General features: G+C 43.3%; 27 protein-coding genes. 14 read left to right on the top strand and 13 right to left on the bottom strand.

The features are described 5' to 3' along the window. Nucleotides 1-415 precede the first annotated feature (415 nt). The 3 genes from prpE to BEP19_RS17685 all read right to left on the bottom strand — a co-directional run bounded on the left by prpE (nucleotide 416) and on the right by BEP19_RS17685 (nucleotide 1,621). The gene (gene prpE, locus BEP19_RS11190; protein ID WP_120189946.1) at nucleotides 416-1,165 is read right to left on the bottom strand and encodes a bis(5'-nucleosyl)-tetraphosphatase PrpE; all 750 of its coding nucleotides are present in this window, start codon (nucleotides 1,163-1,165) and stop codon (nucleotides 416-418) included. Between the two features lie 25 nt (nucleotides 1,166-1,190). Further along, nucleotides 1,191-1,319 (bottom strand): hypothetical protein, encoded by a 129-nt coding sequence (locus BEP19_RS18165; RefSeq protein ID WP_281269292.1) that lies wholly within the window; start codon nucleotides 1,317-1,319, stop codon nucleotides 1,191-1,193. Nucleotides 1,320-1,483: 164 nt separating this feature from the next. Next, entirely contained in the window at nucleotides 1,484-1,621 is a 138-nt protein-coding gene (locus tag BEP19_RS17685; protein WP_170145351.1) for a hypothetical protein, read from the bottom strand. A gap of 362 nt (nucleotides 1,622-1,983) precedes the next feature. On the opposite strand from BEP19_RS17685, the gene BEP19_RS11185 reads away from it, so the two are divergent. The 3 genes from BEP19_RS11185 (at nucleotide 1,984) to BEP19_RS11175 (ending at nucleotide 4,099) form a co-directional block, all read left to right on the top strand. Then, a complete protein-coding gene (locus tag BEP19_RS11185; RefSeq protein ID WP_120189945.1) occupies nucleotides 1,984-2,403 on the top strand; it encodes a hypothetical protein in 420 nt (139 codons plus the stop codon). Between the two features lie 428 nt (nucleotides 2,404-2,831). Then, entirely contained in the window at nucleotides 2,832-3,140 is a 309-nt protein-coding gene (locus tag BEP19_RS11180) for a hypothetical protein (protein WP_120189944.1), read from the top strand. Between the two features lie 353 nt (nucleotides 3,141-3,493). Further along, a complete protein-coding gene (locus BEP19_RS11175; RefSeq protein WP_120189943.1) occupies nucleotides 3,494-4,099 on the top strand; it encodes a rhomboid family intramembrane serine protease in 606 nt (201 codons plus the stop codon). 124 nt (nucleotides 4,100-4,223) lie between these two features. Here the strand turns inward: BEP19_RS11175 and BEP19_RS11170 are convergent, their stop codons facing one another. Continuing rightward, a complete protein-coding gene (locus BEP19_RS11170; protein ID WP_120189942.1) occupies nucleotides 4,224-4,526 on the bottom strand; it encodes an NAD/NADP transhydrogenase alpha subunit in 303 nt (100 codons plus the stop codon). A 93-nt stretch (nucleotides 4,527-4,619) separates the two neighbouring features. Continuing rightward, on the bottom strand, nucleotides 4,620-5,228 hold the full coding sequence (locus BEP19_RS11165) for a cell wall hydrolase (protein WP_120189941.1): 609 nt from the start codon (nucleotides 5,226-5,228) through the stop codon (nucleotides 4,620-4,622). Nucleotides 5,229-5,339: 111 nt separating this feature from the next. On the opposite strand from BEP19_RS11165, the gene BEP19_RS11160 reads away from it, so the two are divergent. Next, nucleotides 5,340-6,530 (top strand): MFS transporter, encoded by a 1,191-nt coding sequence (locus BEP19_RS11160; protein ID WP_120189940.1) that lies wholly within the window; start codon nucleotides 5,340-5,342, stop codon nucleotides 6,528-6,530. A 385-nt stretch (nucleotides 6,531-6,915) separates the two neighbouring features. On the opposite strand, the gene pepF is transcribed toward BEP19_RS11160, so the two are convergent. Further along, nucleotides 6,916-8,727, bottom strand: a complete 1,812-nt coding sequence (gene pepF / locus BEP19_RS11150) for an oligoendopeptidase F (RefSeq protein ID WP_120189938.1) — start codon at nucleotides 8,725-8,727, stop codon at nucleotides 6,916-6,918. Between the two features lie 144 nt (nucleotides 8,728-8,871). On the opposite strand from pepF, the gene BEP19_RS11145 reads away from it, so the two are divergent. Both BEP19_RS11145 and BEP19_RS11140 read left to right on the top strand, forming a co-directional pair. After that, nucleotides 8,872-9,930: a type III polyketide synthase gene (locus BEP19_RS11145; protein ID WP_120189937.1), complete on the top strand. Its 1,059-nt coding sequence runs from the start codon at nucleotides 8,872-8,874 to the stop codon at nucleotides 9,928-9,930. Beyond that, entirely contained in the window at nucleotides 9,927-10,454 is a 528-nt protein-coding gene (locus BEP19_RS11140; RefSeq protein WP_120189936.1) for an isoprenylcysteine carboxyl methyltransferase family protein, read from the top strand. Before BEP19_RS11145 ends, BEP19_RS11140 begins: the two co-directional genes overlap by 4 nt. A 49-nt stretch (nucleotides 10,455-10,503) precedes the next feature. Here the strand turns inward: BEP19_RS11140 and BEP19_RS11135 are convergent, their stop codons facing one another. Next, nucleotides 10,504-11,463: a glutaminase gene (locus BEP19_RS11135; protein WP_120189935.1), complete on the bottom strand. Its 960-nt coding sequence runs from the start codon at nucleotides 11,461-11,463 to the stop codon at nucleotides 10,504-10,506. A gap of 175 nt (nucleotides 11,464-11,638) precedes the next feature. Between BEP19_RS11135 and BEP19_RS11130 the strand changes: the two genes are divergently transcribed. Further along, complete coding sequence (locus BEP19_RS11130; protein ID WP_170145350.1) at nucleotides 11,639-12,340, top strand: DUF1385 domain-containing protein; 702 nt, start codon at nucleotides 11,639-11,641, stop codon at nucleotides 12,338-12,340. A 94-nt stretch (nucleotides 12,341-12,434) separates the two neighbouring features. Here BEP19_RS11130 and BEP19_RS11125 read toward each other — a convergent pair whose 3' ends face one another. After that, the gene (locus BEP19_RS11125; protein WP_120189933.1) at nucleotides 12,435-12,743 is read right to left on the bottom strand and encodes a hypothetical protein; all 309 of its coding nucleotides are present in this window, start codon (nucleotides 12,741-12,743) and stop codon (nucleotides 12,435-12,437) included. Nucleotides 12,744-12,947: 204 nt separating this feature from the next. Here BEP19_RS11125 and BEP19_RS11120 point away from each other — a divergent pair, with 204 nt between their 5' ends. Continuing rightward, complete coding sequence (locus tag BEP19_RS11120; protein ID WP_170145349.1) at nucleotides 12,948-14,954, top strand: peptidoglycan D,D-transpeptidase FtsI family protein; 2,007 nt, start codon at nucleotides 12,948-12,950, stop codon at nucleotides 14,952-14,954. A gap of 18 nt (nucleotides 14,955-14,972) precedes the next feature. Further along, nucleotides 14,973-15,203 carry a hypothetical protein gene (locus tag BEP19_RS11115; protein ID WP_120189931.1) on the top strand — a complete coding sequence of 77 codons (231 nt, stop codon included), beginning with the start codon at nucleotides 14,973-14,975 and terminating at the stop codon, nucleotides 15,201-15,203. 558 nt (nucleotides 15,204-15,761) lie between these two features. On the opposite strand, the gene nth is transcribed toward BEP19_RS11115, so the two are convergent. The 4 genes from nth to BEP19_RS11095 form a co-directional block, all read right to left on the bottom strand. Beyond that, nucleotides 15,762-16,439 carry an endonuclease III gene (gene nth / locus BEP19_RS11110; protein WP_120189930.1) on the bottom strand — a complete coding sequence of 226 codons (678 nt, stop codon included), beginning with the start codon at nucleotides 16,437-16,439 and terminating at the stop codon, nucleotides 15,762-15,764. Between the two features lie 123 nt (nucleotides 16,440-16,562). After that, a complete protein-coding gene (locus BEP19_RS11105) occupies nucleotides 16,563-17,105 on the bottom strand; it encodes a hypothetical protein (protein WP_120189929.1) in 543 nt (180 codons plus the stop codon). A 433-nt stretch (nucleotides 17,106-17,538) separates the two neighbouring features. Beyond that, entirely contained in the window at nucleotides 17,539-18,261 is a 723-nt protein-coding gene (locus BEP19_RS11100) for a YetF domain-containing protein (RefSeq protein WP_120189928.1), read from the bottom strand. Between the two features lie 32 nt (nucleotides 18,262-18,293). Continuing rightward, entirely contained in the window at nucleotides 18,294-19,154 is an 861-nt protein-coding gene (locus BEP19_RS11095) for a CvfB family protein (RefSeq protein ID WP_120189927.1), read from the bottom strand. A gap of 609 nt (nucleotides 19,155-19,763) precedes the next feature. Here BEP19_RS11095 and BEP19_RS11085 point away from each other — a divergent pair. Further along, entirely contained in the window at nucleotides 19,764-19,964 is a 201-nt protein-coding gene (locus BEP19_RS11085; RefSeq protein WP_120189925.1) for a hypothetical protein, read from the top strand. A gap of 58 nt (nucleotides 19,965-20,022) precedes the next feature. Here the strand turns inward: BEP19_RS11085 and BEP19_RS11080 are convergent, their stop codons facing one another. Further along, nucleotides 20,023-20,232, bottom strand: a complete 210-nt coding sequence (locus BEP19_RS11080) for a hypothetical protein (protein ID WP_120189924.1) — start codon at nucleotides 20,230-20,232, stop codon at nucleotides 20,023-20,025. A gap of 239 nt (nucleotides 20,233-20,471) precedes the next feature. Between BEP19_RS11080 and BEP19_RS11075 the strand changes: the two genes are divergently transcribed. The 4 genes from BEP19_RS11075 to BEP19_RS11060 all read left to right on the top strand — a co-directional run bounded on the left by BEP19_RS11075 (nucleotide 20,472) and on the right by BEP19_RS11060 (nucleotide 24,949). After that, a complete protein-coding gene (locus tag BEP19_RS11075) occupies nucleotides 20,472-21,560 on the top strand; it encodes a GerAB/ArcD/ProY family transporter (protein ID WP_120189923.1) in 1,089 nt (362 codons plus the stop codon). A 31-nt stretch (nucleotides 21,561-21,591) separates the two neighbouring features. Beyond that, nucleotides 21,592-23,046 carry a spore germination protein gene (locus BEP19_RS11070; protein ID WP_120189922.1) on the top strand — a complete coding sequence of 485 codons (1,455 nt, stop codon included), beginning with the start codon at nucleotides 21,592-21,594 and terminating at the stop codon, nucleotides 23,044-23,046. Next, on the top strand, nucleotides 23,043-24,191 hold the full coding sequence (locus BEP19_RS11065) for a Ger(x)C family spore germination protein (RefSeq protein WP_120189921.1): 1,149 nt from the start codon (nucleotides 23,043-23,045) through the stop codon (nucleotides 24,189-24,191). The genes BEP19_RS11070 and BEP19_RS11065 overlap by 4 nt, the downstream gene beginning before the upstream one ends. A 62-nt stretch (nucleotides 24,192-24,253) precedes the next feature. Next, nucleotides 24,254-24,949: a DUF2306 domain-containing protein gene (locus BEP19_RS11060; protein WP_120189920.1), complete on the top strand. Its 696-nt coding sequence runs from the start codon at nucleotides 24,254-24,256 to the stop codon at nucleotides 24,947-24,949. The last annotated feature ends 67 nt before the right edge of the window (nucleotides 24,950-25,016 follow it).

Genomic DNA, 25,016 nt, shown 5'->3' with positions numbered 1-25,016 from the left:
AGATTTCGGAGAAAACGCGGCTTGAGACGTCTATGATGACCGCGTTCAACCTCTTTTCGCGATCCCCGCGTCTTCATAATGCCTATGATGACCGCTCTCAAACTCTTTTCGTGATCTGCGCGTCTTCATATCGCCTATGATGACCGCTCTCAAACTCTTTTCGTGATCCGCGCGTCTTCATATCGCCTATGATGACCACTCACAACCTCTTTTCGCGATCTGCGCGTCTTCATACCACTTATGATGACCGCTCTCAACCTCTTTTCGCGATCCGCGCGTCTTCACATCCCCTATGATGACCGCACTCAACTAGCAATCGCGCCCCGTGGGTCCGAAGTAAAAAGAGTCCGCGCGGAAAATTTAAAAAATGATTTCCGAACAGACTCTTTCTCCCCCATGCTCAAACGGTGAGCCGTTACTTTAATTGGTACCGCTTGCTTTCGCCATAGACGTCCATTGCTTTTACCGATACAAATGTCTTTTCTGGATAACGAAAACAAGTTAATTTCCCTCCGAATACGCAACCTGTATCGATATTGATCACATTTTCTTTCCATTCCGCTTCATGAACAGGTGTGTGTCCGTGAACAAGCAACGCTTTACCGCGATAATGTTTCGTGACGCAATCCCTTTCAGGCAACCCATGTTCATCAAGCTGTCCGGTCGGAAAGCCATACAAGCAAACTTCACGGAGCCGTCGATGATTTGTACCGATCATTTCGGAGCGAATCCCCGCATGGACGACGACCAGCTTCCCTTGATCAAACACAAGATAATATGGAAGGCTCCCCATATAATCGCTGATCCACTGTTTCACCGCTTCTGGATCTTCCTCCCGTTCAATTTCAGCGACCGTTGTTTCCAAGCCGTGTCGCACCTGCACGTTGCGTCCTAAGCTCCATCTCTTCAACTTATCGTCATGATTACCCGCGCAATGAAAGGCGAGTCCTTGCTCAACCATCCTTTTAACGAGAGTAATTACACCGAGACTATTTGGCCCGCGATCACACAGGTCGCCGACAAAGACGAGAGTTCGTCCCTCCGGGTGTCGGTATATGCCGCCTTGCTCTTGATAACCCAATTCTTTCAACAACTGCTGCAATTCATTCAAACAACCGTGCACATCGCCGATAATATCTACTTTTTGAAGATCATTTCGAAACATCAGCTCACCCCCTAACCATTTCGTTTTACAATGGAACCTGCCGGGTGAATAGCTTTAAAAAATCATAGCGCTCGTCATCATAATCAAACCTTAACATCACGCTGAACACAAACCGAATCGCCCGCGCGTAACGACCTAACTCCCATTGATTCAATTATATATAATTTCCCCAACAGAAGTAAAAAGTTACGTCGATTCCCGTTTTTTGTTTGCAAAGGCGCATCCCTTGATTATAATAGGAATACATTGAAATAGATTGGGCTTATCATCTCTAAAATAAAAAGGAAAAGCGATCGCTTTTCCTTTTTTAAAAAGTGGTTATTCGCTTGCAGCTCCTGAACCTTTTAATTTTTCTGTTCGTCTGCTTTTCCCAGCCTCACGCTGAATCTCTTGTAGTTTTCGTAAATATTCAGGAGAGCTAGTCAGATCGTGATTTTTAAGCTTAACTTTAATCATCTGTTATCGCTCCTTTTTTAGTTCCCGTTCGTAAAAAGGTTTATTAACACTTTCTTTATAGTATATATTATAATGAATCTCTCATTAAAATCAATATTAGATTAGAATTATTTTAATTTAGTATTGATTCCACTGTAGATAAGGCATTAAAAGCGTCTCTGACTAAGGAATGAGTTATAACTTACATACGCAGCGCTACTCGTCTAATTTTATTGAGGGAAGCGCTTCTTTCTGCGAAAAATATTTTTCTTAGTTATAGCTTTTGGGTATAGTTGTCGGTTGTTCATCTGGTGATTCTGATTGGACATGTTTAACAATTATGTAAGGATATCCTATTTAAAATTGCGATGGAGGAGAAATAAATGAAAAAAATAACCAGCTCTGTATTTGTCATATTAATTGTAACAGTTGTTTTATATTTCAATTTCAATTCAACCAATGAACATGCGGAAAATAACCTTAATTCCTCTGAGGATGAACAGATCAAATCGCTTCAAGTTGCTTCGGATAAAGTTTTTGAAATTCGATTCGATCCTGGCGTTAATGAATCTTTTTTAAATAGTGAAAATCTTTATGTAATAGACAGCAACAATAATGTTATAAAAACAACGATACAAAAAATTAACGATGAATTAGTACATGTTCTTCCTCCTAAGAACGGTTATGAGGAAGGGGATGTTTATCGTTTATATATAAATGGAGACCTTGATCTCGAAAAGGTACGTAATGAAAAAATGCCTGATGAATATGAAATTCCCTTTGAAATATATAATGAAGTATAGTCAGACGAAATAATCAATGTTTGTATTAAGTTAATAGAAAAAAATGCGGTGTTATTTCTAATCTTGAATAGGATTTGGATTTGATTGGCGGCCCCGATCCCGATCGTGTTTCAAATTAAGAGGTACAGTCTTGTACCTTCTTCGATTTTAGCAGGGTACAATACTGTATCCTGTTTTTATTTTAATCAGTCACAAAACTGCGCCCTTTTTGAAAAAATATAATATCACGATAAACCCAGGCGCCTACCCTGTGAAGTTCCACTATTAGAGTACTTCCCATTTCCATTTTCTTTTTAAAAAAACATTCCACATTTGCGTTTTGCAAAGTATAATTGTGGCTAAGGGAGAAAGGGACGCTTGGTGAGACGGTTCGACTGATCCTTTTTTGAAGCACTTGAGCATATTAGATTACAGGAAGGTGGATAACATTGAATGAAGCGAAACTAATTGAATTGATGCGAACGGTGATGAAAGAAGAATTGAAACCGATTGAAAAAAGACTCGGAGCAATCGAATTGCGCCAAGACGGAATGAGAGAAGAACAATCAGCTCTCATTCAAAACCAAGCGTCTTCAAACGCCATGCTAAAGGCGCTCGTTGATGACGTGAACTACATTAAAGGCGATGTGACCGCTCTAAAGGAAGGACAAGATCGCCAAAACAAAGTCCTCGAATCGCTGGCCCTCCGTTCATTAGAGCAAGAAACGGACATTCGAGATTTGAAAAGGATAAAGTAAACACCACACAGCCTTCATTGGCTTTTCTTTTCACCCTAAAAACGAACATACATTCGCGACAAACCATGATATACCTTCCAGATGCGTATAAAGGAACCGATTAAGGTCACGATGGATTTATAAGAAAGCTGTCGCTGACGAAACGTTTCTTTCGCAAAAGAGGATCAAAAGAAATATAATGGAGAATGTGGAAAGGTCAAAGTACAATCATAATAAGATAGAAACATGGGCGGTCCGTTCATCTAAGACGCGGGAACGTCACATTCGGCATCGAATGATGATGGGTTATCACTCCCCATCAAACCGCATGATACCAACGTCTATATCCTCTCACAGAAAGGTAGGTAATCCCTATGTCATGGTTTATAAGAAATGAAGATTGGCGAACGTATTTGCGGCGTTATCCAATCACTTCATTGTTGCTTGCGATCAATATTGTCGTGTTTCTCTGGATGACGATCATGGGCGGAACGACGAATTCAGAAGTGTTATTCCGTTATGGCGCTTATTTCAAGCCAGCGGTGTTAAGCGGAGAATGGTATCGGATGTTCACGCCCATTTTTATACATATTGGTTTTGAGCACTTGTTGTTCAACTGTTTTGCCATTTTAATTTTTGCTCCTGGACTGGAATTGATCTTAGGAAAAGGCCGTTACCTCTTCCTCTACTTAGGAACCGGGTTTGCTGGATTTGTGACCACTTTTATCTTTTCCGATCCGCAAGTGATTGCCGCGGGAGCATCGGGAGCGATTTTTGGCATTTATGGCATGTACGCTTACCTGTCACGTTATCGGCGCGATATTATGGACCGTCAGTCTAGACAGATCATTATCCCGATTCTCGTGTTCGGGGTGATCGCCACTTTTCTTTTTACGGGGGTCAGTATTAGCGGGCATATGGGTGGGTTAATTAGCGGGTATGCGCTCGGTCGCATTCTAACTGGGGGCGTGGGAAGATAATTTGTCTACGCTGATACGCCGCAAAACGACCTGAACGATTCAAAACGAAAAAGGCGATCTCAAAAGTTCGGGATGATGTTCATCGCCCTTTTGAGATCGCCTTTTTTGTCGGTCATGATCGAACTTATGCCGTTTCCGTTTCTTCCGATGTTTCAGCTTCTTCTGAACCGGCTGGACTCGGCAAAAGTATTTCAAATACATCGCCGTGTTGCAAGATCGTAGCATCGTGCTTTTTCACACGCAGCACTGCCACTTCTGGTTTTTGACGCATATTTTCAATATAGCCTTCATCGACTTTGCCCGCGTCGCTAACGGTGATCCCGTCGACTTCCGCTTCTTCGTCTTCCGCCAAATTCAATGCTAAAATCTGCTCATATACGTCCGAAAAAACACCAAAATCTTTCGTGTAAACACTAATACATCTCATCTTAAAAAACCTCCTCTAGGGATGAAAATCCGATCCCCTGTCGGGAGATCGGAATCCAGTTTATTGTATCACACTCTATTTCGCAATTATAGACTAATGGGCAAAATGATGTTGACCAATTTCCGCGATCACAGCGCGTGTTCGAATCCAGTTGCTGCGCGCCGTTTTTGGATTATAAAAAAAGATCGCTCCGGCCGTGGGATCGACCCCTTGCAAAGCCGCTTTCGCCGCCTGTACGGAATCGTCCGAAGGAATGACCGTATAGATCCGTCCATCGCCAACAGGGGAAAACTGATAGACGCCTTTCACCTTTTGAAAAACAACATCGGTAATAGAATTGGGATAATCACTGTGCAACACCCGATTGAGCACGACGCTGCCTACAGCGACTTTTCCTTGATAGGCTTCTCCCCCCGCTTCCGCCTCAATAATTTTTACCAACCATTCAAAGTCCTCATCGGACACACGCGCTCTTCTGCCTACACTTGGAACAGTCAGCTGATCCCCCGGATGAATGAGATCCCCCGTAACTTGATTGGCTACTTTTAATTGAGCGACACTGACATGATGTTGCTTCGCAATCGCCCACAATGTATCGCCTTGTTTCACCTGATAAACGAGGGACTCACCCGCATTAACGCTTGTAATAAGAATGCATGAAAGCATCAAACAAAGGGAGACCATTAACCATTTCTTATGCATAGATTCCTCCTACTCTATGATCCATTTTTCTTTAATGACGCAAAAAAACCATTCGTAACTAACATTTCCACATTTTAGTTGGAATATACATGGGGCGAGGAGGTTTGTCCGATGGATCCTAAAAAAAGCAGTTCGCCAGCGATTACGGCGCTGTTTCTCGTTCAACTTGTTTTTTCAATCATTTTCGCCTTCGCTAATCTGTTTATGAATATTTACCTATGGAGCCGCGGAAAGTCATTTTGGCAAATTGGCGTCTTTAATTTATTTTCCGTCCAAGCCATCTTCTTCAGTTCTTTATGCGGGGCGTATGCTTTAAAACGATGGGGTACGCGTTCGACTTTTCTGCTTTCGTCCCTATTAGCTTTGGGTTTGTTCGGTTATTTGTTTGTGTTTAATGTAGCAAAGCCATCGCTCATCCCCACGCTTGGTTTGCTCTACGGCGGGTACATCGGCCTGTTCTATATCGGGTTCAACCTGCAAATCTTGTGGCTATCCAATGATAAAAATCGTTCTTTGTTGGTTGGACTAGAATCCGCGTTTGCGACTTTGGCCCAGTTGTTAACGCCGCTCCTAGCCGGTTATTTCATCGCCGCGCGCGGATACCGAGACAGCTTCATGCTGATCATCGGCTTACTCATCTTACAATTGTTGATCAGCTCGCGCGTCCCGCGCATCCGGGCGACAGGCGGTTATCGCAAAAGATATTTCTTTCTCGCGGAAAATGAGACGATGGCCCGCCTTGGCTTTAGTTCAGCTGCCTATGGGTTTTTAGCCGCTTTTATTCAGATGTCATATGGCCTGTTTTTTTACTTTCTAGTCCAAAACGAGTGGCGGCTTGGGATTTGGAATTTCGTGTTTGGCGGCGTTAGCGCAACGATGTTTTGGCTCGTCGGCAAACAATTAAAACAAACCAATCGCGAGATATTACTTAGTATGGGGATGTTGATGGCGACGATCGTTACGTTGAGCTTGCTGCTTCCCGTCCCGCAACTTTTTATCCTGTTTAACCTGGTGATCTCCGTTTCCTTGCCGATGATTTGGGTGCCTGCAAAATCGAGTCATTACACGCAAATGATTGAAATCGCCAATCAGTCGAACAAGCAACAGACGAGTCGTTTGGGCAAAATGATGCAGTTGCTTGTTTTTCGCGAGTTTTCCATCAGTTTGGGGCGGATTGTATTTTTTATGCTGATCGTCATCGGCTTTGACTTTGGCTTAAGCGTCTCTTACTATGCGATGATTTTGCTCGCCTGTTTGATGCCATTTACGATCCGATTATTCGCGGCGGAAAAAATAAAGTGAGGAAAGCTTGTCATGAATAGGACAATCTTCCCGTATATATCAAAAAAGGGAGGGATGACGCATGATGCGAAGAAAGCCGCTGACGAGCGGGCTGATGAGCCTTAGTATACTGCTGATTCCAATTGTTGTTTGGGTTTCTGTCTATTTCATAGCGGCCATCATTATTCTTTTTATGTTGCGATCACAGATTCCTTACTGTGATTCAAAATGCCCTCGATGCAGAAAAAATAATCAACTGGAGCAATGGGTCACCGAATACAGGTGCGCCTCCTGTTCAGCCTCACTTAAGAAGGAAAAGAATGATTGGTCTCGCCTAGCATGAAAAAGGGAAGCCCGTTTTTCAATAACGGACTTCCCTTTTTGCTATGATGGGAGTTACTTCCCCTTAACTTTCAAGCAACTCCTCAAATTCATCGAGCAACCGCTCGAATACTTTTAAAGCGCTGTCAACAGGCGCCGGAGTTGTCATATCAACGCCTGCTAGTTTCAATAGTTCAAGCGGATAGTCGGAGCCGCCGCTTTTCAGGAACTGCATATAACGAGCAACGGCTGGCTCGCCTTCTTGCAAGATTTGTTGCGAGAGCGCTGTCGCGGCAGAAAAACCGGTCGCATATTTGTATACGTAGAACGCATTGTAGAAATGCGGGATACGCGCCCATTCCAAAGCGATGTCATCATCGCTAACCACTTCGTCTCCATAATAATCTTTGTTCAATTGGTGGTACATGGAGCTGAGCGATTCTGGCGTTAAAGCCCCGCCTTTTTCAATTTCTTCATGGGTTAACTTTTCAAATTCGGCAAACATCGTCTGACGGAACACCGTGCCTCGGAACTGCTCCAAGTAATGATTAAGTAAGTAAAGTTTTTCGCGCTTGTCGGTAGTGTTATTCAACATCCAGTCCATTAACAACGATTCATTGACCGTTGAGGCTACTTCAGCGACAAAAATCGTATACTGGGCGTTCACATAAGGTTGTTCTTTATCCGAATAGTAGCTATGCATCGCGTGACCCATTTCGTGGGCGATCGTAAACATGTTATCGACGTTGTCTTGATAGTTGAGCAGCACATACGGATGCGTTCCATAGGCCCCCCACGAATAAGCGCCGCTCGTCTTCCCTTCACTTTCAAATACGTCGATCCAACCCTCATCATGAGCTTTTTTCAATAGATTGCTATATTCTTCTCCAAGTGGAGCCAATCCTTTGATCATCGTCTGGTACGCTTCTTCGTAGCTCATTTTCATCTCTACATCTTGCACCATCGGCGCGTATATATCGTACATATGCAACTGATCTAAGCCCAATAATTTTTTGCGCAGTTTCATATAACGGTAAAAAGCGGGCAGATGAGATCGAACCGTTTTGATCAAGTTGTCATACACTTCAACCGGTACATTGTCACTATCCAATGAAGCCTGGCGGGCCGACTCATATTTCCGAACACGAGCATAGAATACATCCTTTTTAACGCTGCCGTTTAACGTCGCCGCAAACGTGTTTTGATTGTTGCGATACGTTTGGTACATCGCCTCAAATGCCGCCTTGCGCACATCGCGGTTGTTTGATTCCATAAATTGAATGTAACGACCATGCGTTAGCTCCACTTCATCGCCATCGTCATCTTTAATCTTTGGAAACTTTAGATCCGCGTTGTTCAACATGCGGAAAATGTTTTGCGGAGCGCTCGACAATTCACCGACCTGAGCTAACAATTGCTCTTGTTCCGCTGACAACACATGCGCCTTTTGACGCAGTAATTCTTGTAAGTAAAAATCGTAAAGACTCAACTCGGGTTCAGCTGCTCTAAACTGTTGCAGTTTCGCTTCGGGCATTCCTAAAATTTCAGGCACGATAAACGAACTGGCGCTGCTTACTTGCACAGCTAGACTGCTCGCGCGGTCCGTGAGCGCCTGATATGTCGGATTGGCGTTGTTCTCATCGCGACGCATGCGCGCATACACAAATAAACGCTCCAGTAACAACGACAGCTCCCCGCGCAATTTCAGACAGCCCGCCAATTGCTGGGGAGAATCCGCTAGTTTTCCTTTATAAGTTTCAAGTGCTGGCAACTTTTCGGCGAGTTGCTTAAATTCTTGTTCCCATTGTTCATCGTTTGCATATAAGTCTTCGAGCTTCCATTTATATTTCGCGTCAATCTCTTCCCTTTTCGGAAGTCGCTTCGCTTCTGCTTGCATTTGATCGTATCCCCCTCTAAAGTGTGGTCCTTGCTACCTTTCATTTTAACGTAATTAGCAAAATTAGGTAAGTTCCCTCCCCATAAATATATGCAAATGAGTAAATACTATCCAATAATAAAATCGTTAGGAGGCTTAATAGCCATGCCAACCATTATTAGTACGGGGATTGCTCCGCCCGAGCATCGGGTTGGACAAGCAGAAGTAAAACCATTCATTCGCGATATGTTCGCCGATATTTTCTCGGATATCGATCGATTGTTAACCATTTTTGAAAACACGCACATTGAAAGCCGCCACTTCTGTGTACCACTCGACTGGTTTCAAAAGAACCATACGTTTGCCGAAAAAAATGAACGCTACATCGAACAAGCGACCGAGCTGTCGATTCGCGCTTTCCAAACCGCGCTAGACGAGGCTGAGCTAAAACTGGACGATATTTCACACCTTTATTTTGTGTCTTCATCTGGCCTGGCAACTCCGAGTATGGATGCTCGTATTTTAAACGAAATGAAGGCGGAGCCTCATACAAAACGCACCCCGTTGTGGGGGCTCGGTTGCGGCGGCGGAGCGGCGGGGCTGGCGCGCGCGTTTGAATATGTACAAGCTTACCCGACCGAAATCGCAGTTGTGATTGCGGTCGAATTGTGTGGACTCACCTTTCAACGCAACGACTTAACGAAAAGTAATCTAGTGGCCACTTCCTTGTTCGGGGACGGCGCTGCCGCTGTGATTGTAGCAGGTTCAGAAGCGAAGGTTCGCTCTGGAATCAAATTGAAGGCATCGCATAGTGTTTTTTGGCCAGACACACTCGATGTGATGGGCTGGAATTTTTCTTCTTCTGGGTTCCACGTCGTGTTTTCTCGCGATATTCCGACGATGGTCCACAGCCATGTTGCGCCAGAGGTATCCCGTTTTATTAAAGGGCAAGGACTGAACAAAATCGACCACTACATTTTGCATCCCGGCGGAAAAAAAGTGTTAGACGCTTTCCGTGAATCGTTGGGGATCCGTGAGGAACAATTAGATATCCCTGAACTCATTTTAAAACAATATGGCAACATGTCCTCTTGCACTGTCCTTTATGTACTAGACGAGTTTTTGCGACAACAGCGGATTCAAGCGGGAGAAAGCGGATTGATCGCGGCGCTTGGACCCGGATTTAGTCTTGAAATGTTAACGGTAGAGGGGCGGGATAAATGAGTACCTTTTTTCTATTTTTGTATGCATTGTTAATTACACAACGGCTCCTTGAATTGCGGGTCGCGAAACGCAATAGCAATTGGATGGAGTCCCGTGGTGGAACAGAAGTCGGTCAGGGGCACTATAAGTACATTGTGCTGATTCATGTTGGCTTTCTCGCAAGTCTCTTTGGGGAGGTCGCGCTGGCGCCCACTGCGGGTTTGCCCGTTTGGTGGGCGCTCCCCTTTGGCTTGTTTCTCGCGGCGCAGGTGTTGCGTTATTGGTGCATTCAATCGTTAGGCCGATTTTGGAACACGCGAATTTATACAATTCCTAACGAACCGCTTGTCAAAAAAGGACCGTACCGCTGGCTAAAACACCCCAACTATCTGATTGTAATGACAGAAATGATCAGCTTTCCCCTTATATTCGGCGCGTACACGACAGCTCTTGTCTGGTCCGGGATCAACCTTTTATTTCTAAAATTCGTTCGGATTCCAATTGAGGAACAAGCATTACAAATTCGAGCGGAAAACCAAGATTAACATAACATAAAAGGACGGCAGTGGCTCTCTACGAACGCTTGCCATCCTTTTAAAAAAGATTAACATCCCATTGCTCGCTTAACTGTTGTAACAACTTCACGCCTGCCACACTGTTTCCATCATCGCCGATTGCAGGCCCGTACACGCCAATCCCGCACCCTTCACGAAATGGCATTTGTTTCGAACGCAGTCGCGGCGGCATCGCGCAAAGAATCCCCCCTGAGACACCGCTTTTTGCGGGTAAACCAACGAATGCCGCGAATTTACCGGAAGCATTGTACATCCCGCACGTGACCATGATCGCTTTTGTCAATCGGGCTAACCGTTTCGGGATCACTTGCGTTTGACGTAACGGATGATAGCCATCCAAGGCCAGAATCCAACCGATCAAGGCGAGATCGTCTAAACGGACTTCTAGCGAACATAATTTCAGATACACTTCCAAAACGTCTTCCACGTCACCTTGCAAATAGTCGGTTTCCTTTAAGTAGTAAGCGATGGCTCGATTCCGATTAGCGGTCTTCCATTCCGACTCAAATACCGTTTGATTGAGGGGCAATCGTCTACCAATCCACATTTCCAACCAACTTTGCAGTCGATTTAATTTTTCCGTTGGCGTACCCCCAGGCAATAACGAAGCAATCGTTAGCGCCCCCGCGTTAATCATCGGGTTAAACGGCTTGCCTGTGCGCGAGGCTTCCAATCGAATAATTGAATCGAACGCATCTCCGGTCGGCTCGACATCGACACGCTCCAAAACACAATCGATGCCGCATTCTAAACAAGCAACCATGAAGCTAATGATTTTCGAAATACTTTGTAGCGTAAAGGAGACATCACTATCGCCAGCGACCAATCTCCCCTCCTTACCTACAATACAAACGCCAAGCTGGCTCGGATCAACCTGGGCCAGGGCTGGAATGTAATCCGCGCTTTTACCTTCACGTGTGTACCGTCGCGCCTGCTCTGTCCAGGTTCGCAACTGCTTTGCATGTCTGTCATGCGTCATCAATCCCAACTCCCGTATCGACAATGACGATTCCACTCTTCATTTGCATACTCCCCAATCGTTTACATTACATCCACATGCTTTGCGCGCTAAACTAATAGATAATAAGGCATAAATTTTTAAAAAGGAGAATACTATGATACGAGGGATGTCTTACCCAAAAGGCGTCTTTTTTATGAATAAACACCATTTGGCCCATGCCACGATCTTAAAAGATAACGAAGTTGTTACGAAGATTTATAAACTCGACAATCAGGGCATGCGTTTTTTTATATATCGAACCTTGTTTTCTGTTCCATTTTACTTCTTACTTATATTGATCGCCGCTTTCGTATGGATCAGTCGTCAACCGACCTTTCCTTTCTATTGGCTCTTACTGCTCGCGTTCGGCTATCATTTTATGTTTCCACATTCCCTGAAACAATATCACGGCGCCGAGCATAAAGTATTTAGTTACCATGGTAAAAAAACGCTGGATGCGCTAGAACGGGTGCGGGCGAGCTCAATAGTCAATCGCAACTGTTCGACCAATCTGGCTGTTACCTTTTATATCGTGTTTCTGATCGGATGGTGGCCGCTTGGCGGTCACCTAGCAGCGCTCGTTGCTCTGATTGCCGGATGGGCGATCCCCCGATTTTTGAAACCGATGGACCAAAAAGTCCTTTTTCCCATCTCCGCTTTTTTGCAACGCCGCGTGACAACGACGGAACCTGAAACCCGACACCTGAAAGCCGCCCTACTTGCCTACATCAGCTTGATCCGAAATGAAGCGGTCACAGAACAGATGCTGCTAGAAGAAAAACGATTGGAACAAGAACGTGAACAAATCAAACAACGGGAAGAACGCATTTTGGAAACAGAATATAGAGAAATCTAATAGCAAACCCAAAACAAGAGGCTGACCTCGGATGAAGTCAGCCCTTCCCATCGTACCGACGACTGTTTAGAACAACCGCTCATCCGAGTGAACATTAATTTTTATAATCTTTCAGCCGTTTGGCAATTTCGTCAAACCATTCTCGGTCCTTTACATTCAGAGCCAAATCCGCCAGTTGAAACAAATGAGCTTTTTGCAATGCGCGCTGTTCTCGATAGGTGAGATATTTGGCCAAGTCATAATGATACATTTCGCTTTTATATCCATTGTTAAATTGTAGTAGATATTTGTTCGTGAAAACATCAAACAGGAGGATTTCAGCAACTTCGTTGAAGAAGTGATTGTTCGGATTAATGACTCTGACCATGTCTCCCTTTTTGAAACGAACTTTCGTCTTCATCATCCTCTCACCCTCTACATATTTTTGCTATTTTTACAGTTTGTTGTAAGCGTTTTTGTCTTATATACTATGCAGGGAACCCTCATTCAAATACGCCCTTTTTTAAAGTCGGCGAGCCCATTTGGACAAATAGAGCAACTTCGACAAAAATCTGATACTATAAAAGGGTATGCTAAAAATGAAGTGCTAAAGAAAGAGGAATGGACCATGCTTTACAATGAAGAGAAAAAAAAGCAACAAGAAAGTATGATTTCTCGCCGAGCGCAACTGTTGTTTACGATTGTTTTCATCTTCTTCGCCGCCTTGATCATCCGTTTAGCCGTCGTGCAAATTGTAAAAGGGGAAGAATACTTGCAAATCGCAAATGAAAACTCAATTCAAATGATTCCAATCCCCGCGCCGCGAGGTAATATTCTCGATAAAAATGGGCATGTGCTCGTTGATAATAAAATTTCGTATACGGCTGTTTTTAACGAGGAAGAATGGATGGGTAAGGACTATATTTTGAATTTGGCCAATCGAATCGCTCCCATTCTCAACCAACCCGTTGAAGACATTTTAAAAAAGATGGATACAGGGTATGATGCTAATGGAGAGCGTGTTGCCCGAAAAGATCCAAAGTTTTTAGAAAAAGATCTGAAGCTTTACCTCGAAATTGATGAGATGACAACCCTCGCCGAAAATCGTTCAGAATTTAAAGGGATCGATGTTGTTGTCAAACCCGTGCGACAATATAAAGAGCAAATCGCGGTGCAAGCGATCGGCTATGTGCGTCCCTACGCAACTGCAGAAAACACCAACAGTGTCAGCGACTATTATGTGGAACGAAAAGAGCACTATTTACCCAATCAGTATGTCGGGGTAGATGGCGTTGAATTTAGTTATGAGGACACGCTTGTTGGTGAAAATGGGGCCAAAAAACTGTTAGTCAATGCCCGTGGCACTTTGTTGGAAGAATTAGAAGTAACGAATCCAAAGCCAGGCAGCAACTTATATTTGACGATCGATCATCGCGCCCAAGCAGATGCGGAAGCTTTTGTCGCCAACTATTTAACCAAGCTCCGCTCTGGGGGCGGACATGGCGATCTACGCAACGCAAAAAATGCCTATGTCGTCGCGCTTGAGATAGAAACTGGCAACATTGCGATGATGGTCAGTCACCCGAAATACGATCCAAACGAATGGGTGCGTGGCGTAAGCACCGAACGCTATCAGGATATTCAATTTGCGGTGACGAACGGGGCCATTCGCAGCGCCTCGCATGACGTGCGTCCTCGGGCATTCGAAGAAGCTCAAGGCCACCCGTATTCGATCGTTCCGATCGGTTCGGTCATTAAACCTTTGACTGTGCTCATCGGTCTCAATGAAAAACTGATCGCGCCAGGTGATCGTTGGCAAGATCCAGGGGCCTACCGTTATGGAAGAGGGACGGACACGATTACGAATGCCGGGCGCCGCAATCTCGGATTGCTCACTCCGCAAATCGCGTTGCAACGATCATCCAATACGTATATGGCAAGAATTGCGGATAGCATGGTTAGAAATGTCAAAAATCCCGTCACCACTTTCCAGCAGTATCATCATCATTTCGGGCTTGGCGTGCGCACAGGCGTGATGCTTCCTTTTGAAAGCTCAGGAACAGAAGACTATATTGATACAAGCTCGCAGATCAGTAACCTAGCGGGATTAGTCCAAGCTTCTTTTGGTCAGCAGCAACGCTTTACAACAATGCAATTAGCCCAATTCGCAATGACTCTCGCTAATAAAGGCGAGCGATTGCGTCCGCAAATTGTTGATCGAATTGAAACGAACGGCGTCATTCAGAAAACGGAACCCGAAACGCTCGATAAGCTCGAATTGCCCGACACGTATTGGAATGTTGTGCGCGAAGGAATGATTATGGCCTCTTCTCAAGCAGGAGGGACCGCGTATCGCCCCTTCCAAGGCTTTCCACACGCGGTCGCGGCCAAAACAGGAACATCACAGCAAGATATTTATTTTAAGGGCAAAAGACGTTCTGTCGAAAACGCGACATTTATTGGTTACTCCCCCGCTCATAACCCGAAATTAGCGGTTGCGGTCATCGTTCCAGAAGCAGGTCGGGGCACAAACTCTGCAACCTATATTGCCAGAGGCATCTTTGATATATATGATAAATACATTGGGTTAGCGGGTCCGCCGCCAACCCAAGAAAATACAGAAAATACCCCTTAACAGAAAGGATTCGTCGACATGCCGAAGTATGAAATATTCAAACAAGACAATTGGAATATGATTCTCGCCGATGTAAAAGGAACCAAAATCGAAGTGCTCGAAATCTCCAGCGAATGGGGCGAAGACAAACACGTCTTCTACAGTCGCCCTGAAATGATGCACTGGGTCCACTCCCACTACAAGCCAGAGGAGTTTGTGGGACGCGATCAAGAATACGAACAAATCATCGAGAATTTTAAAAAGATTTAACTTGGAAAAGGGAAAAACGAAAGGCCCATCGAAACCGATTGGCCTTTTTTGTTGTTTTAGGGGCGATTTCGGCGAGGTTTCGTTATCCGCCAAAGTCGGGTCTGCATTGCTTTGATGACGACTCCTTGGAAGAGATTTCAATCAAAATTGGATCTTCATTGCCTCGATGATGACCCTTGGGACTTGATTTCTGTCAAAGTCAGGTCTTCATTGCCTTGATGATGACTCCTAGGAAGAGATTCCTGTCAAGGTCAGGTCTTCATTGCCTTGATGATGACTCCTTGGAAGAGATTCCAATCAAAGTTGGGTCTTCATTGCCTTGATGATGACTCCTTGGAAGAGATTCCAATCAAAGTCGGGTCTTCATTGCTTTGATGATGACTCCTTTGAAGAGATTCCAATCAAAGTTGGGTCTTCATTGCCTTGATGATGACTCCTTGGAATTCAACAGTAGACGAATTATTTCTTCATGAACAAGTTGACTCAAAGAAGAATAAAAAAGGTCCGAAAGAATAGATTTATGCTCTATTCTCTAGGACCCTTCTTTCTTTAAAAAGCTTAACTTTCCATTTCAGCTGTCTGTGGGACGATGCCCATTTTTCTCAATCGCTTCTTCCCTTCACGACACAAGTCTTGCAATGGGCACACCTCACAAGCCGGATTTTGCGCTTTGCAATGGTAGCGACCGAAAAAGATTAACCGATGATGCGTTTCCGTCCATTCAGGCTCGGGAATCTTTTTCATCAATGTTTTCTCGACTTCCAGCACGCTGTCCTTCCAGCGACAGATGCCAAGTCGTTTACTAACTCGCTCCACATGCGTATCAACCGCAATTTTTGGCACGCCAAACGCGTTAGAAACAACGACATTCGCTGTTTTACGGCCGACGCCCGCAAGTTTAACTAGCTCCTCATACGTCTCGGGAACTTGTCCGTCATGTTCGTCGATTAAGGTGCGGCAAAGCTTTTGGATGTTTTTAGCCTTACTTCGATATAAGCCAATATGTCTTATATCTTGCTCCAGTTCCTCAAGCGGAACAGCCAAATAATCCATGGGCGTTTTATATTTATCGAATAAGTTCTCTGTTACTTCATTCACCTTTTTATCGGTCGCTTGCGCGCTCAACAAAACAGCTATCGTCAATTCAAAAGGATTGGCGTGCGTAAGTTCGCAGTGAGCGTCTGGAAACATTTCTTTTAATGTATCGAGGATTCGTTGCATATTTCGTCTATTCATTTTTATCACCCGTACTATCATAGCAAATTCCTCGGATTTTAGTAATAGATGAAGTCCACTTAAATCAAAAAAAGAAGCAGCCGCGGCTACTTCTTTGAAATGTTTATATTTACGTATGCTTGCTCAAGCTTTTGGGCTAAGCGGCGGATCCAAGGGTAAAAATCGAGACGAATCGTCCTGACCTTGCTGAATAAATTGGATGAATGAATCCCATTGCGTAAACGTATCGTCTTCGTCGCCAAGCCGGTGTTTCTTTCGAATAACGACAGAAAATTCATCCTCCGCAAATCCTTCTTCTTGCGAGCCCATAATGCTAATGTAAAAGTGGTGGGTGCGTTCATCGCGAATTTGTTTTAGAAAATCATGAATTTGATTGATCGCAATGGAATCATCAAGCAAAAAATCAAAGGTCGATTCCACCGTGATCTCTTGGTCGTCTGTTTCAGTGAAATAGCCATTTACAGTCAACTCAATATCGCTCTCAGCGACGTAAATCGATTGGGTGACCCTTATCGCTTCTTTTTCCTCTGCCTCGTTCGCGCGACACTGTATTTTTGGCTGTTCATGAAGCAAAATGTACCCATGTTTTTTTGTATAATTCGTTACGTCTTGAACAAAGCGGAGGGCGGAACTCGTCATTTGATGTAGCGCCTTTATGTTTTCCATTCGTTCACTTCCTTCCTTCGAAAATGATCATACCATAATTTTCTATTTTTTGTCTGTCGAATCCTTTGACGAATATCCAAATTTTTCTTCTAGTTTTGTCATTAAACCTCGGTTCCCTCGGAAGCTCGATCCGACGCGATCAAATCAATCGGATCACGACCCATTTCCACCGTTATTTCGGCTGGCTGAACGCGACTTGATGATCTATCTCGTGACTAGCGCCATTCACGACGCATCAACCTCCATTTTTCGGCTAGACACGTCCTGATGGAGCGAGTCATGACGCGCGTTTTGAAAATCCTTGAACAAACGCGTCCTGATCAACTGCTTTACGACGTGATTTCCGCGAAGGGTCAGATAACCACGTGCTCCTGATCTCTCCGCCTCCCACAACAAAAAGACAAGGCCGCTATGAGACCTTGTCTTGTTCGTTTTAATGGAGGTACGGTTCTTCTTTTTTAGATACGTAAAGCTGTTCGCCCGATTCCAGCAGAGCCAAAAAAACATCGTTTGGATCGTGAACACCCTGCGCTTTCAATTGCTGCTTCAACCATGTTTCATCCAAATTACGCTTTTCTAAGTTAGACTTGATCACGTTACCATCCTCAATCAGCACACTCGGCATCATCACTTCGGGAGAGGTGTCTTTTTTCGACGAATTGTTGTTGCTCTGCGCTTGTTCTTTCGTAATAATACTGATGTCGCCGTTCGGTTCTAGCACAGCCAATTGCACATCAGACATCCGCGACACGTTGTTCATCCGCATCGCCATTAAGAGCATGTCCAACGTAATCTTGGTTTTCTTCATCATGGAACGCAAGATCTTCCCTCTTGAAACTAAAACCATCGGTTTTTCGTCGACAAACCGCCTGATTTTTGCCGATTTCATAGACACAAATGTAATGAAATAATGAATCAAGGTTAACGTAACAGCAACTGTAAAGGGACCTGTCAAACTGATGTCCCCGTTAATGAGCGGTTCACCAATCACATCCCCGATCACGATCGCAAATAAAAAATCAGTCGATTGCAAGTTACTCATCGTGCGTTGACCGATAAATTTAATGATCCCGAATAAGAAAACATAAGCGACCAGCGCTCGAACGATGAAGTTTGAAATCGTGAGGTGTCCATCCCCCTGCCAAAACTCGAACATTAAGAAGCGCCTCCTTCGTGACTATGTTGTTATCATTGCTTCATGGAGGTTAAATAAGTCCAGCCTTCCTCTTGGTATACTTTTCGTTCTTTAAGCAGCTTACCCATCGCCCGTTTAAAAGCGGCTTTACTGATCCCGAACCGCTCTCGAATCGTCTCCGGCGACGTTTTATCGGTAAAAGGCATTGCCCCGCCGCGGTCTTGCAATATTTGCAAAATCGATTCAGAATCATCATAGTATGCTTCTTTTTTGCTTGCTTGATGCGTCACATTAATCCGTCCGTCATCACGGATGCTCTTCACTCTAGCCGTAACGAACTCACCCAGTCGAATTGTCCCATTCATATCTTCGCGGTGGATAAAGGCGATGTAGTTTTCATCCGTAAATAAAAACGCGCCAGGTTCAATGACCCGATACACATTGCCAGACACTTCAGTGTTGATCAGATCTCGCGTTCCTTGTTTTTCATGCTCAGCCAACTCAACATCCAAGCCCAGCTTGGCCAACAGACGCCCGCGGCGATCATGCTTCAACCCAACAAACACACGGTCCCCTACCTGTGGCCACTGCGCCCAATTAAAAGGTAGATCGTCTTTAGACAAAAGCAACTCTTTTTGAATGCCCATGTCTAGAAAAACACCCATGCGCTTGTTCACATCGGTTACTTTTAGCCAGTCAAACTGACCCATCTGCAATAACGGTTGATGCATCGTCGCCGCTAATCGCTCCTGATTATCCATATAAAGAAACACTTCAATTTCTTGTCCTTCGCGCAATACGCCTTCTGTTTCGTTTTTATGTAAGAGCACATCCGTCTCTCCATCACTCAAAAAATAACCAAACGCAGCCTCTCGCGCCACTTCCAACGTACGTATTTGACCTGTTTCTAACATCGTATTCTCTCCTTTATCGACAATATTCATTCTTCCCTAACGCGCCCATTTTAACCTAATCGCATCAGTATAGACTGAAGTCTAATTTTTGGCAAACCAGGTACTCACCCAGTCCGCATGTTTCCTAACAGACATAAGCTGAGTATGAAGCCAGCGCTGAAAGGAGTGATTTCAACGTGGAAATCCAAAAAAAGTATGATGAGTATAAGAAGATGGTTGATTATCATGCCGGTAAATGCAGCCACTACAAAGGCCACTCGAAATCAAAGTATATGAAGCATTATCGCTACTATAAATACTTCTATGTAAAAATGACGTATTACGCAAAAAAGTGTGGGATCATGGTTGAAAAAGAGGTTAACCATCACCATGGACAGGAGCACTGCGAATCAACGCACACACACTATAAACACTATTATCACCACCATCATATCGATAAACACTACAACCACTGCCATAAAAAGCGGTAATTATACTCATGTAAAGGGAGGTCGAGCGAGTCGCTCGGCTCCTTTTTTTTTAAGTAGTCAACCCACCAAAAAAAAAGAATAAAAAACCCCAAAAAAATAGTGTGTATTTGCTCGTTTTGTTGTATAGTCTAATAAAGTAATGAAGGAGGCGATCGATCTGTTTAAACTCATCTTAAACCAATCTCAATTGTTATACGGGGAACAAGATAAAGTAAATATGAAGATGAAGGAGAAGCCTCGACTGTCTGTTTTGCGACACAATATCGATGACATTAAGTATGAAGTGATGAAATTACAAAGGGAACATCCTGGTATTGAAATTGTTTTCGTTGGGGTGTAAAACAAACAAAGGCTGTCCTCTCGGTGAATCGGGGGGCAGCCTTTTTCTATGACTTCGCTTACTCTTCTATACGTCGAACGAGATAAAACAGTCTGTTTTGGATATAATCTGTCGTCTGATCCAAGCTTTGCCCGATCATTTGATCAATAATGTATTGGGGAACCATCCACTCACATTCTTCTTGATGAAATCGGTAGATCGCGTCGCCCACTTCTTCCGTTTCGATCCCCTTTGCAGACAACGTCCGCATCCATTCTTTCGCCTGCATGCTTTTCGCACCTCCAGAATATTCTCACACGTTATCTCTCTGCGCTTTATTATACTAAAAGATGAAAGCATTTACGACATAATAAAGGTAAATATTTATTACTTGAGTTTAAATCTAAAGCATTGTGTCAATTATGTAGATGTAGTTCATTTGAAGCGTTCGTTGATACTCATAAACATATATCTTCATTAAAACTTAGGCATTGCGAACTTAATTACAGAATGTTAGAAGGTTTTAAATTGGTTAATAAAGGGTCTATAAGTGTTTTGCATGTTGTTTTCCTGTCGATGACAATGATTGGACTAAAAAATCACGTGACTATTATACCATCCCTATTGCAAGGCGCGGGCAGAGATGCTTGGATATCTATTTTGCTTGCCGCTATGGCTGTTTTACCATTGATTTTTTTATTGCTGTACATACATAAAAAATCTAATCAACAACCCCTCACAGATTGGTTGAATATAAAAATTGGTAAAGTAGCTTCTACCATTTTCTGTTATGTGACAGCCATCTTTTTACTCATCCTAGCTGCTTTTACAATGGCAGAGGCAATTCAATGGGTTGTGTCAACTTTTTTGCCAACAACCCCTATATTCCCTTTACTCCTTATATACACCGTTCTTTGCATCCTACTTGTCTCAACAAACATACAAACCATTGCGATGGTAAATGTACTCGTTCTCTTTTGGGTTACGGTCCTTGGCTTTTTTATAGCTTTTACAAATATGCAAATCAAAGATTACGCGTTGCTGCGTCCATTTTTTGAACATGGCGCGCAACCAGCGCTTAAAGCAGCACTTTTTCCGGCGTCCGGATTTATTGAGCTTACGCTCCTTCTATTTATTCAACATAATATCAAGGAACGATTTCGTTGGCATCATTTTGTAATCATGCTATTCATTTTAGTGGGATTGACGATAGGTCCTACTATTGGAGCCATAACAGAGTTCGGTCCAATTGAAGCTGCTAAGCAAAGATACCCGGCTTATGAAGAATGGGGACTGGGGTCAATCGGGGAGTTCATTGAGCATTTTGATTTCCTTTCGATTTACCAGTGGTTGACAGGCGCATTAATTAGAGTTGGGCTCATTTTATTCATTGCGGCGGATTTACTGAAGATAACGGGAAACAAAAAGCGTATTTGGAAAATGTTAGCCCCTATATTCTTCTTAATGACCCTTTCCTTGTTCCTGTTAAGTGACAATAGATTCCATAATATTAAAGGGCACCTATTATTGATAAGCAGCTTTTTCTTCCTATTCTTACTATCCATTTTTTTGCTTTTAATTTCTTTTTTACAAAGAAAAACATCTAAAAAGTTCTAAACTTAAAATCAATACGAAAATGGTGAAGAAAATGAGGGCCGATAAATTGAAGGTCGACACCCATTCTCTAAAGCAGTTATTTAAAAAATCAGCGGATGTTCAATTTCAATCGTATACGTTCAATCGACATCATGTCATGTTCATTACATGTGATGCGATGGTAGACCAGCGGCAATTGAACGAAGTCATTATTCCTCGTGTCCAACTTATGTTTGATGATTTAAAAAGTCGCTCAATTGAAAATGCAATCATGGCGCAATTACGCATTCCCGGTTTGAAAAAGGTAGAAGAAAAAGAGGATCTCCTTTCACTCGTCTATACTGGCCATTTGCTTCTATACTTTGAAAATAGTGGTCTTCTTTTTTCAAGTAATATCGCTAAAAAACCGAATCGGAATCCTGAGGAGACAAGTTTAGAAGTACCCGTAAAGGGACCAAGGGATAACTTTATTGAAGATGTGTCTGTCAATATCGCATTAATCCGAAAGCGATTGCCTACCAACTCATTATGCGTTGAAAAGTTTGAATTGGGAAAACGATCAAAAACGACGGTCGCTCTTCTTTATTTTGACGATATTGCCAGTACAGAAACTCTGGCCAGTATAAAAGAGAAGTTGGAAAGAGTAGATACAGATATTGTTTTTAGCGGTGAAATACTGATGGAAAGTATGAATATTAATAAAAAGCTTTTTCCAAGAATCAACTATACAGGACGCCCAGATCATGCTATTCAATCCCTCATAAACGGACGTTTTCTTTTTTTTGTAGATGGGGTAGCCCATGGTGTGATTACGCCAGTAAATTTCTTCCTCCTGCTCAAAACGAGTGAAGATAATGAGAATCCAATCATTTTTAGTTCATTGGTTCGGTTAATGCGTGTTTTCGGAATGTCCGTCGGTATAATGCTACCGGCGTTTTGGCTTGCCTTAACAACGTTTCACCAAAATCAATTGCCGCTTCAATTATTAGCGACAGTGGTAGTGGTGAATACCGGTCTACCCTTCCCATCGACAATTGAAATGCTGCTCATGCTGCTGATGTTCGAATTATTTCGTGAAGCTGGCTTGCGTCTCCCATCCTCGCTTGGGGGAACAATTGGTGTTGTTGGCGGGCTAATTGTTGGGGATGCAGCCATTCGAGCGGGAATTACAAGTCCAGCCATGGTTGTCGTGATCGCCACTTCCACAATCGCGACATTTACGTTAGTCAATCAGTCACTCGTAATGTCTGTAAGTATATTGCGGATCTGTTTCATTCTCTTAACCTCTTTTTTCGGATTGTTCGGATTCTTTTTGTCACTCTATTTCACGGTGCTTTATTTAGCAAATATCCGAATATTTGGGGTTCCCTACATAAATATTGCAGCGGATTTGAATTGGCAGACGATAAAAAAATCGTTACTGCGTTTATCTGCTAATCAATATAAGAAGCTTCCCAACATGTTAAATCCAAAGGATAAAACACGAAGTAAAAGGATGAAAAAATGAAAAAACGAATACTTGTTATGTTGATTTTTTTGACTTTCCTGTCCGGTTGTTGGGATGCGAATGAACCGGACAGGATGTTTTATATCAATGGTATAGGTGTGGATTTTAAGGATGGCAAATATGAAGTATATGCTCAATTTATTCATTTTTCCAATGTTGCAAAATCAGAACAACCCCTTACCCAAATCGCGCAAGCTGAAGTTGGCCATGCTCGTGGTCATACAATGGATGAAGCGATTTTCCAATTATACCACTCTGCAGATCAAAGAGTTTATTGGGGGCATTTTTCTTACCTAGTTGTATCTGAAGAAGCAATGAGAAAGGGGAAATTAAGTTCCGTTCTTGATAGTTTTATCCGCTACAAGGAAACGCGCTATCAGATTTGGGTTTACACGACAAAAGATCCTGTGCAAGATATTCTAGTCGTAAATCCGATCCTTAATAAGGCAATCACGTTGTCCAAGCTTGGTGATCCTGAAAACTCATATGAACAAGAATCATTTATTGAGCCCATAAATATTCGCAAGTTAATTATTGCCCTTGATGAACCCGGTCATGAAGCGATGATCCCATTAATTTCAGTGGAAGAAAACTTTAGATCCATCGAAAAACCCATTCAACAAACGGCTTTATCCGGGGTCGGGATTGTTACACCTAACAGCTTCAAAGGATTCATAGAGAGCGACAAAGCGCGGGGATTACAATGGATGAACAATAACACGAAAAGAGGGCAAGTAACCTTCAAATTGGACGGGGAAAATTACCTCACAATGGTCATTGACAAGGTAGGGGTAAATGTGGAGCCTATTGTTAGCAAAGGGAAAGTGGAGTTCGTCATTGATGTCGATTTAGATGCGACGGTCAGTACGATTGGAGAGAATGTAACAAATGCTAGAATCAAGTCAGAAATAGAAGCAAAGGTTGAAAAAGAAATCAAATCTACTTATAAAGAAGCATTAAAGCAGGATATTGATATTTACCGTCTGTCAGAGCAATTGTATCGAAAAGACGTGAATACTTGGAAGAAACATCAAAAAGATGGTAAATTGGCATTGAGCGAGGAGTCTATTCGTAACCTAAATATAAATGTTAAAAAGTTAAAATCAGATCGAAAGTCATATCAAAAGACGATTGAAAAATTGTAAACCAGATTACATTTTTATTCGTAAAATTTAAAATCGTTCGCTATAAAGGAGGCTGGATCAGCGTGGAACCTCTCTTTCAACTATCCAGATGGGCGCACATTGCCGCTGGTTTCATAGCCTTGTTTGTATTCTGGATCCCGCTCGTTGTCAAAAAAGGAGGGCCTGCTCACCGAGTGAGTGGCTGGATTTATGTCTGGGCAATGGTAGTCGTGTCGATTAGCTCTTTTTATATGGGCATTTACCGCATTGGGTTTGATCCCCAAAAAAGTGGGGAAAGCATCGCTTTTGCTTGGTTCCTGATCTTTATTGCGATATTAAGCGGAGCCACTGCCTGGTACGGGATTCGCGTTTTGAAATATAAATCACGCGTTGTCTCTCATCGGCACCCACTGGACCTACTGTTCCCTAGTTTGTTATTACTTGCAGGTATCGGCATCAGTATCTACGGTTTTATTATCGATTTCCCATTGCTCGCCTATTTTCCTTTACTCGGCTTGTTTTTAGGAGGAACCCACCTACTCTACTGGTTGCGAAAGCCGAAACTAAATCAGCATTGGCTGATGGAACATATCACGGGGATGATGTCCTGTTGCATTGCCACCATCACCGCATTTACAGTTTTCGGAGCGCCCCGCCTGCTACATATTGAATCAACGGGAATACTCCTCTGGATCTTACCCAGTATCATCATCGTCCCTCTGTTGATTGGATTTACAAATTACTATAGGAAAAAATGCAATCCGACGCCGGAAAAATAATTTTGGAAACTTGATGCGGGTCAAGGAAAGCTTTTCAATCCTCCCCTATGATAAAGATAGAAACAAA

The organism is Ammoniphilus oxalaticus (assembly GCF_003609605.1).
Classification (GTDB): domain Bacteria; phylum Bacillota; class Bacilli; order Aneurinibacillales; family RAOX-1; genus Ammoniphilus; species Ammoniphilus oxalaticus.
The sequence above is the reverse complement of the archived record's forward strand: the minus strand, read 5'-3'. Positions and strand labels throughout refer to the sequence as shown.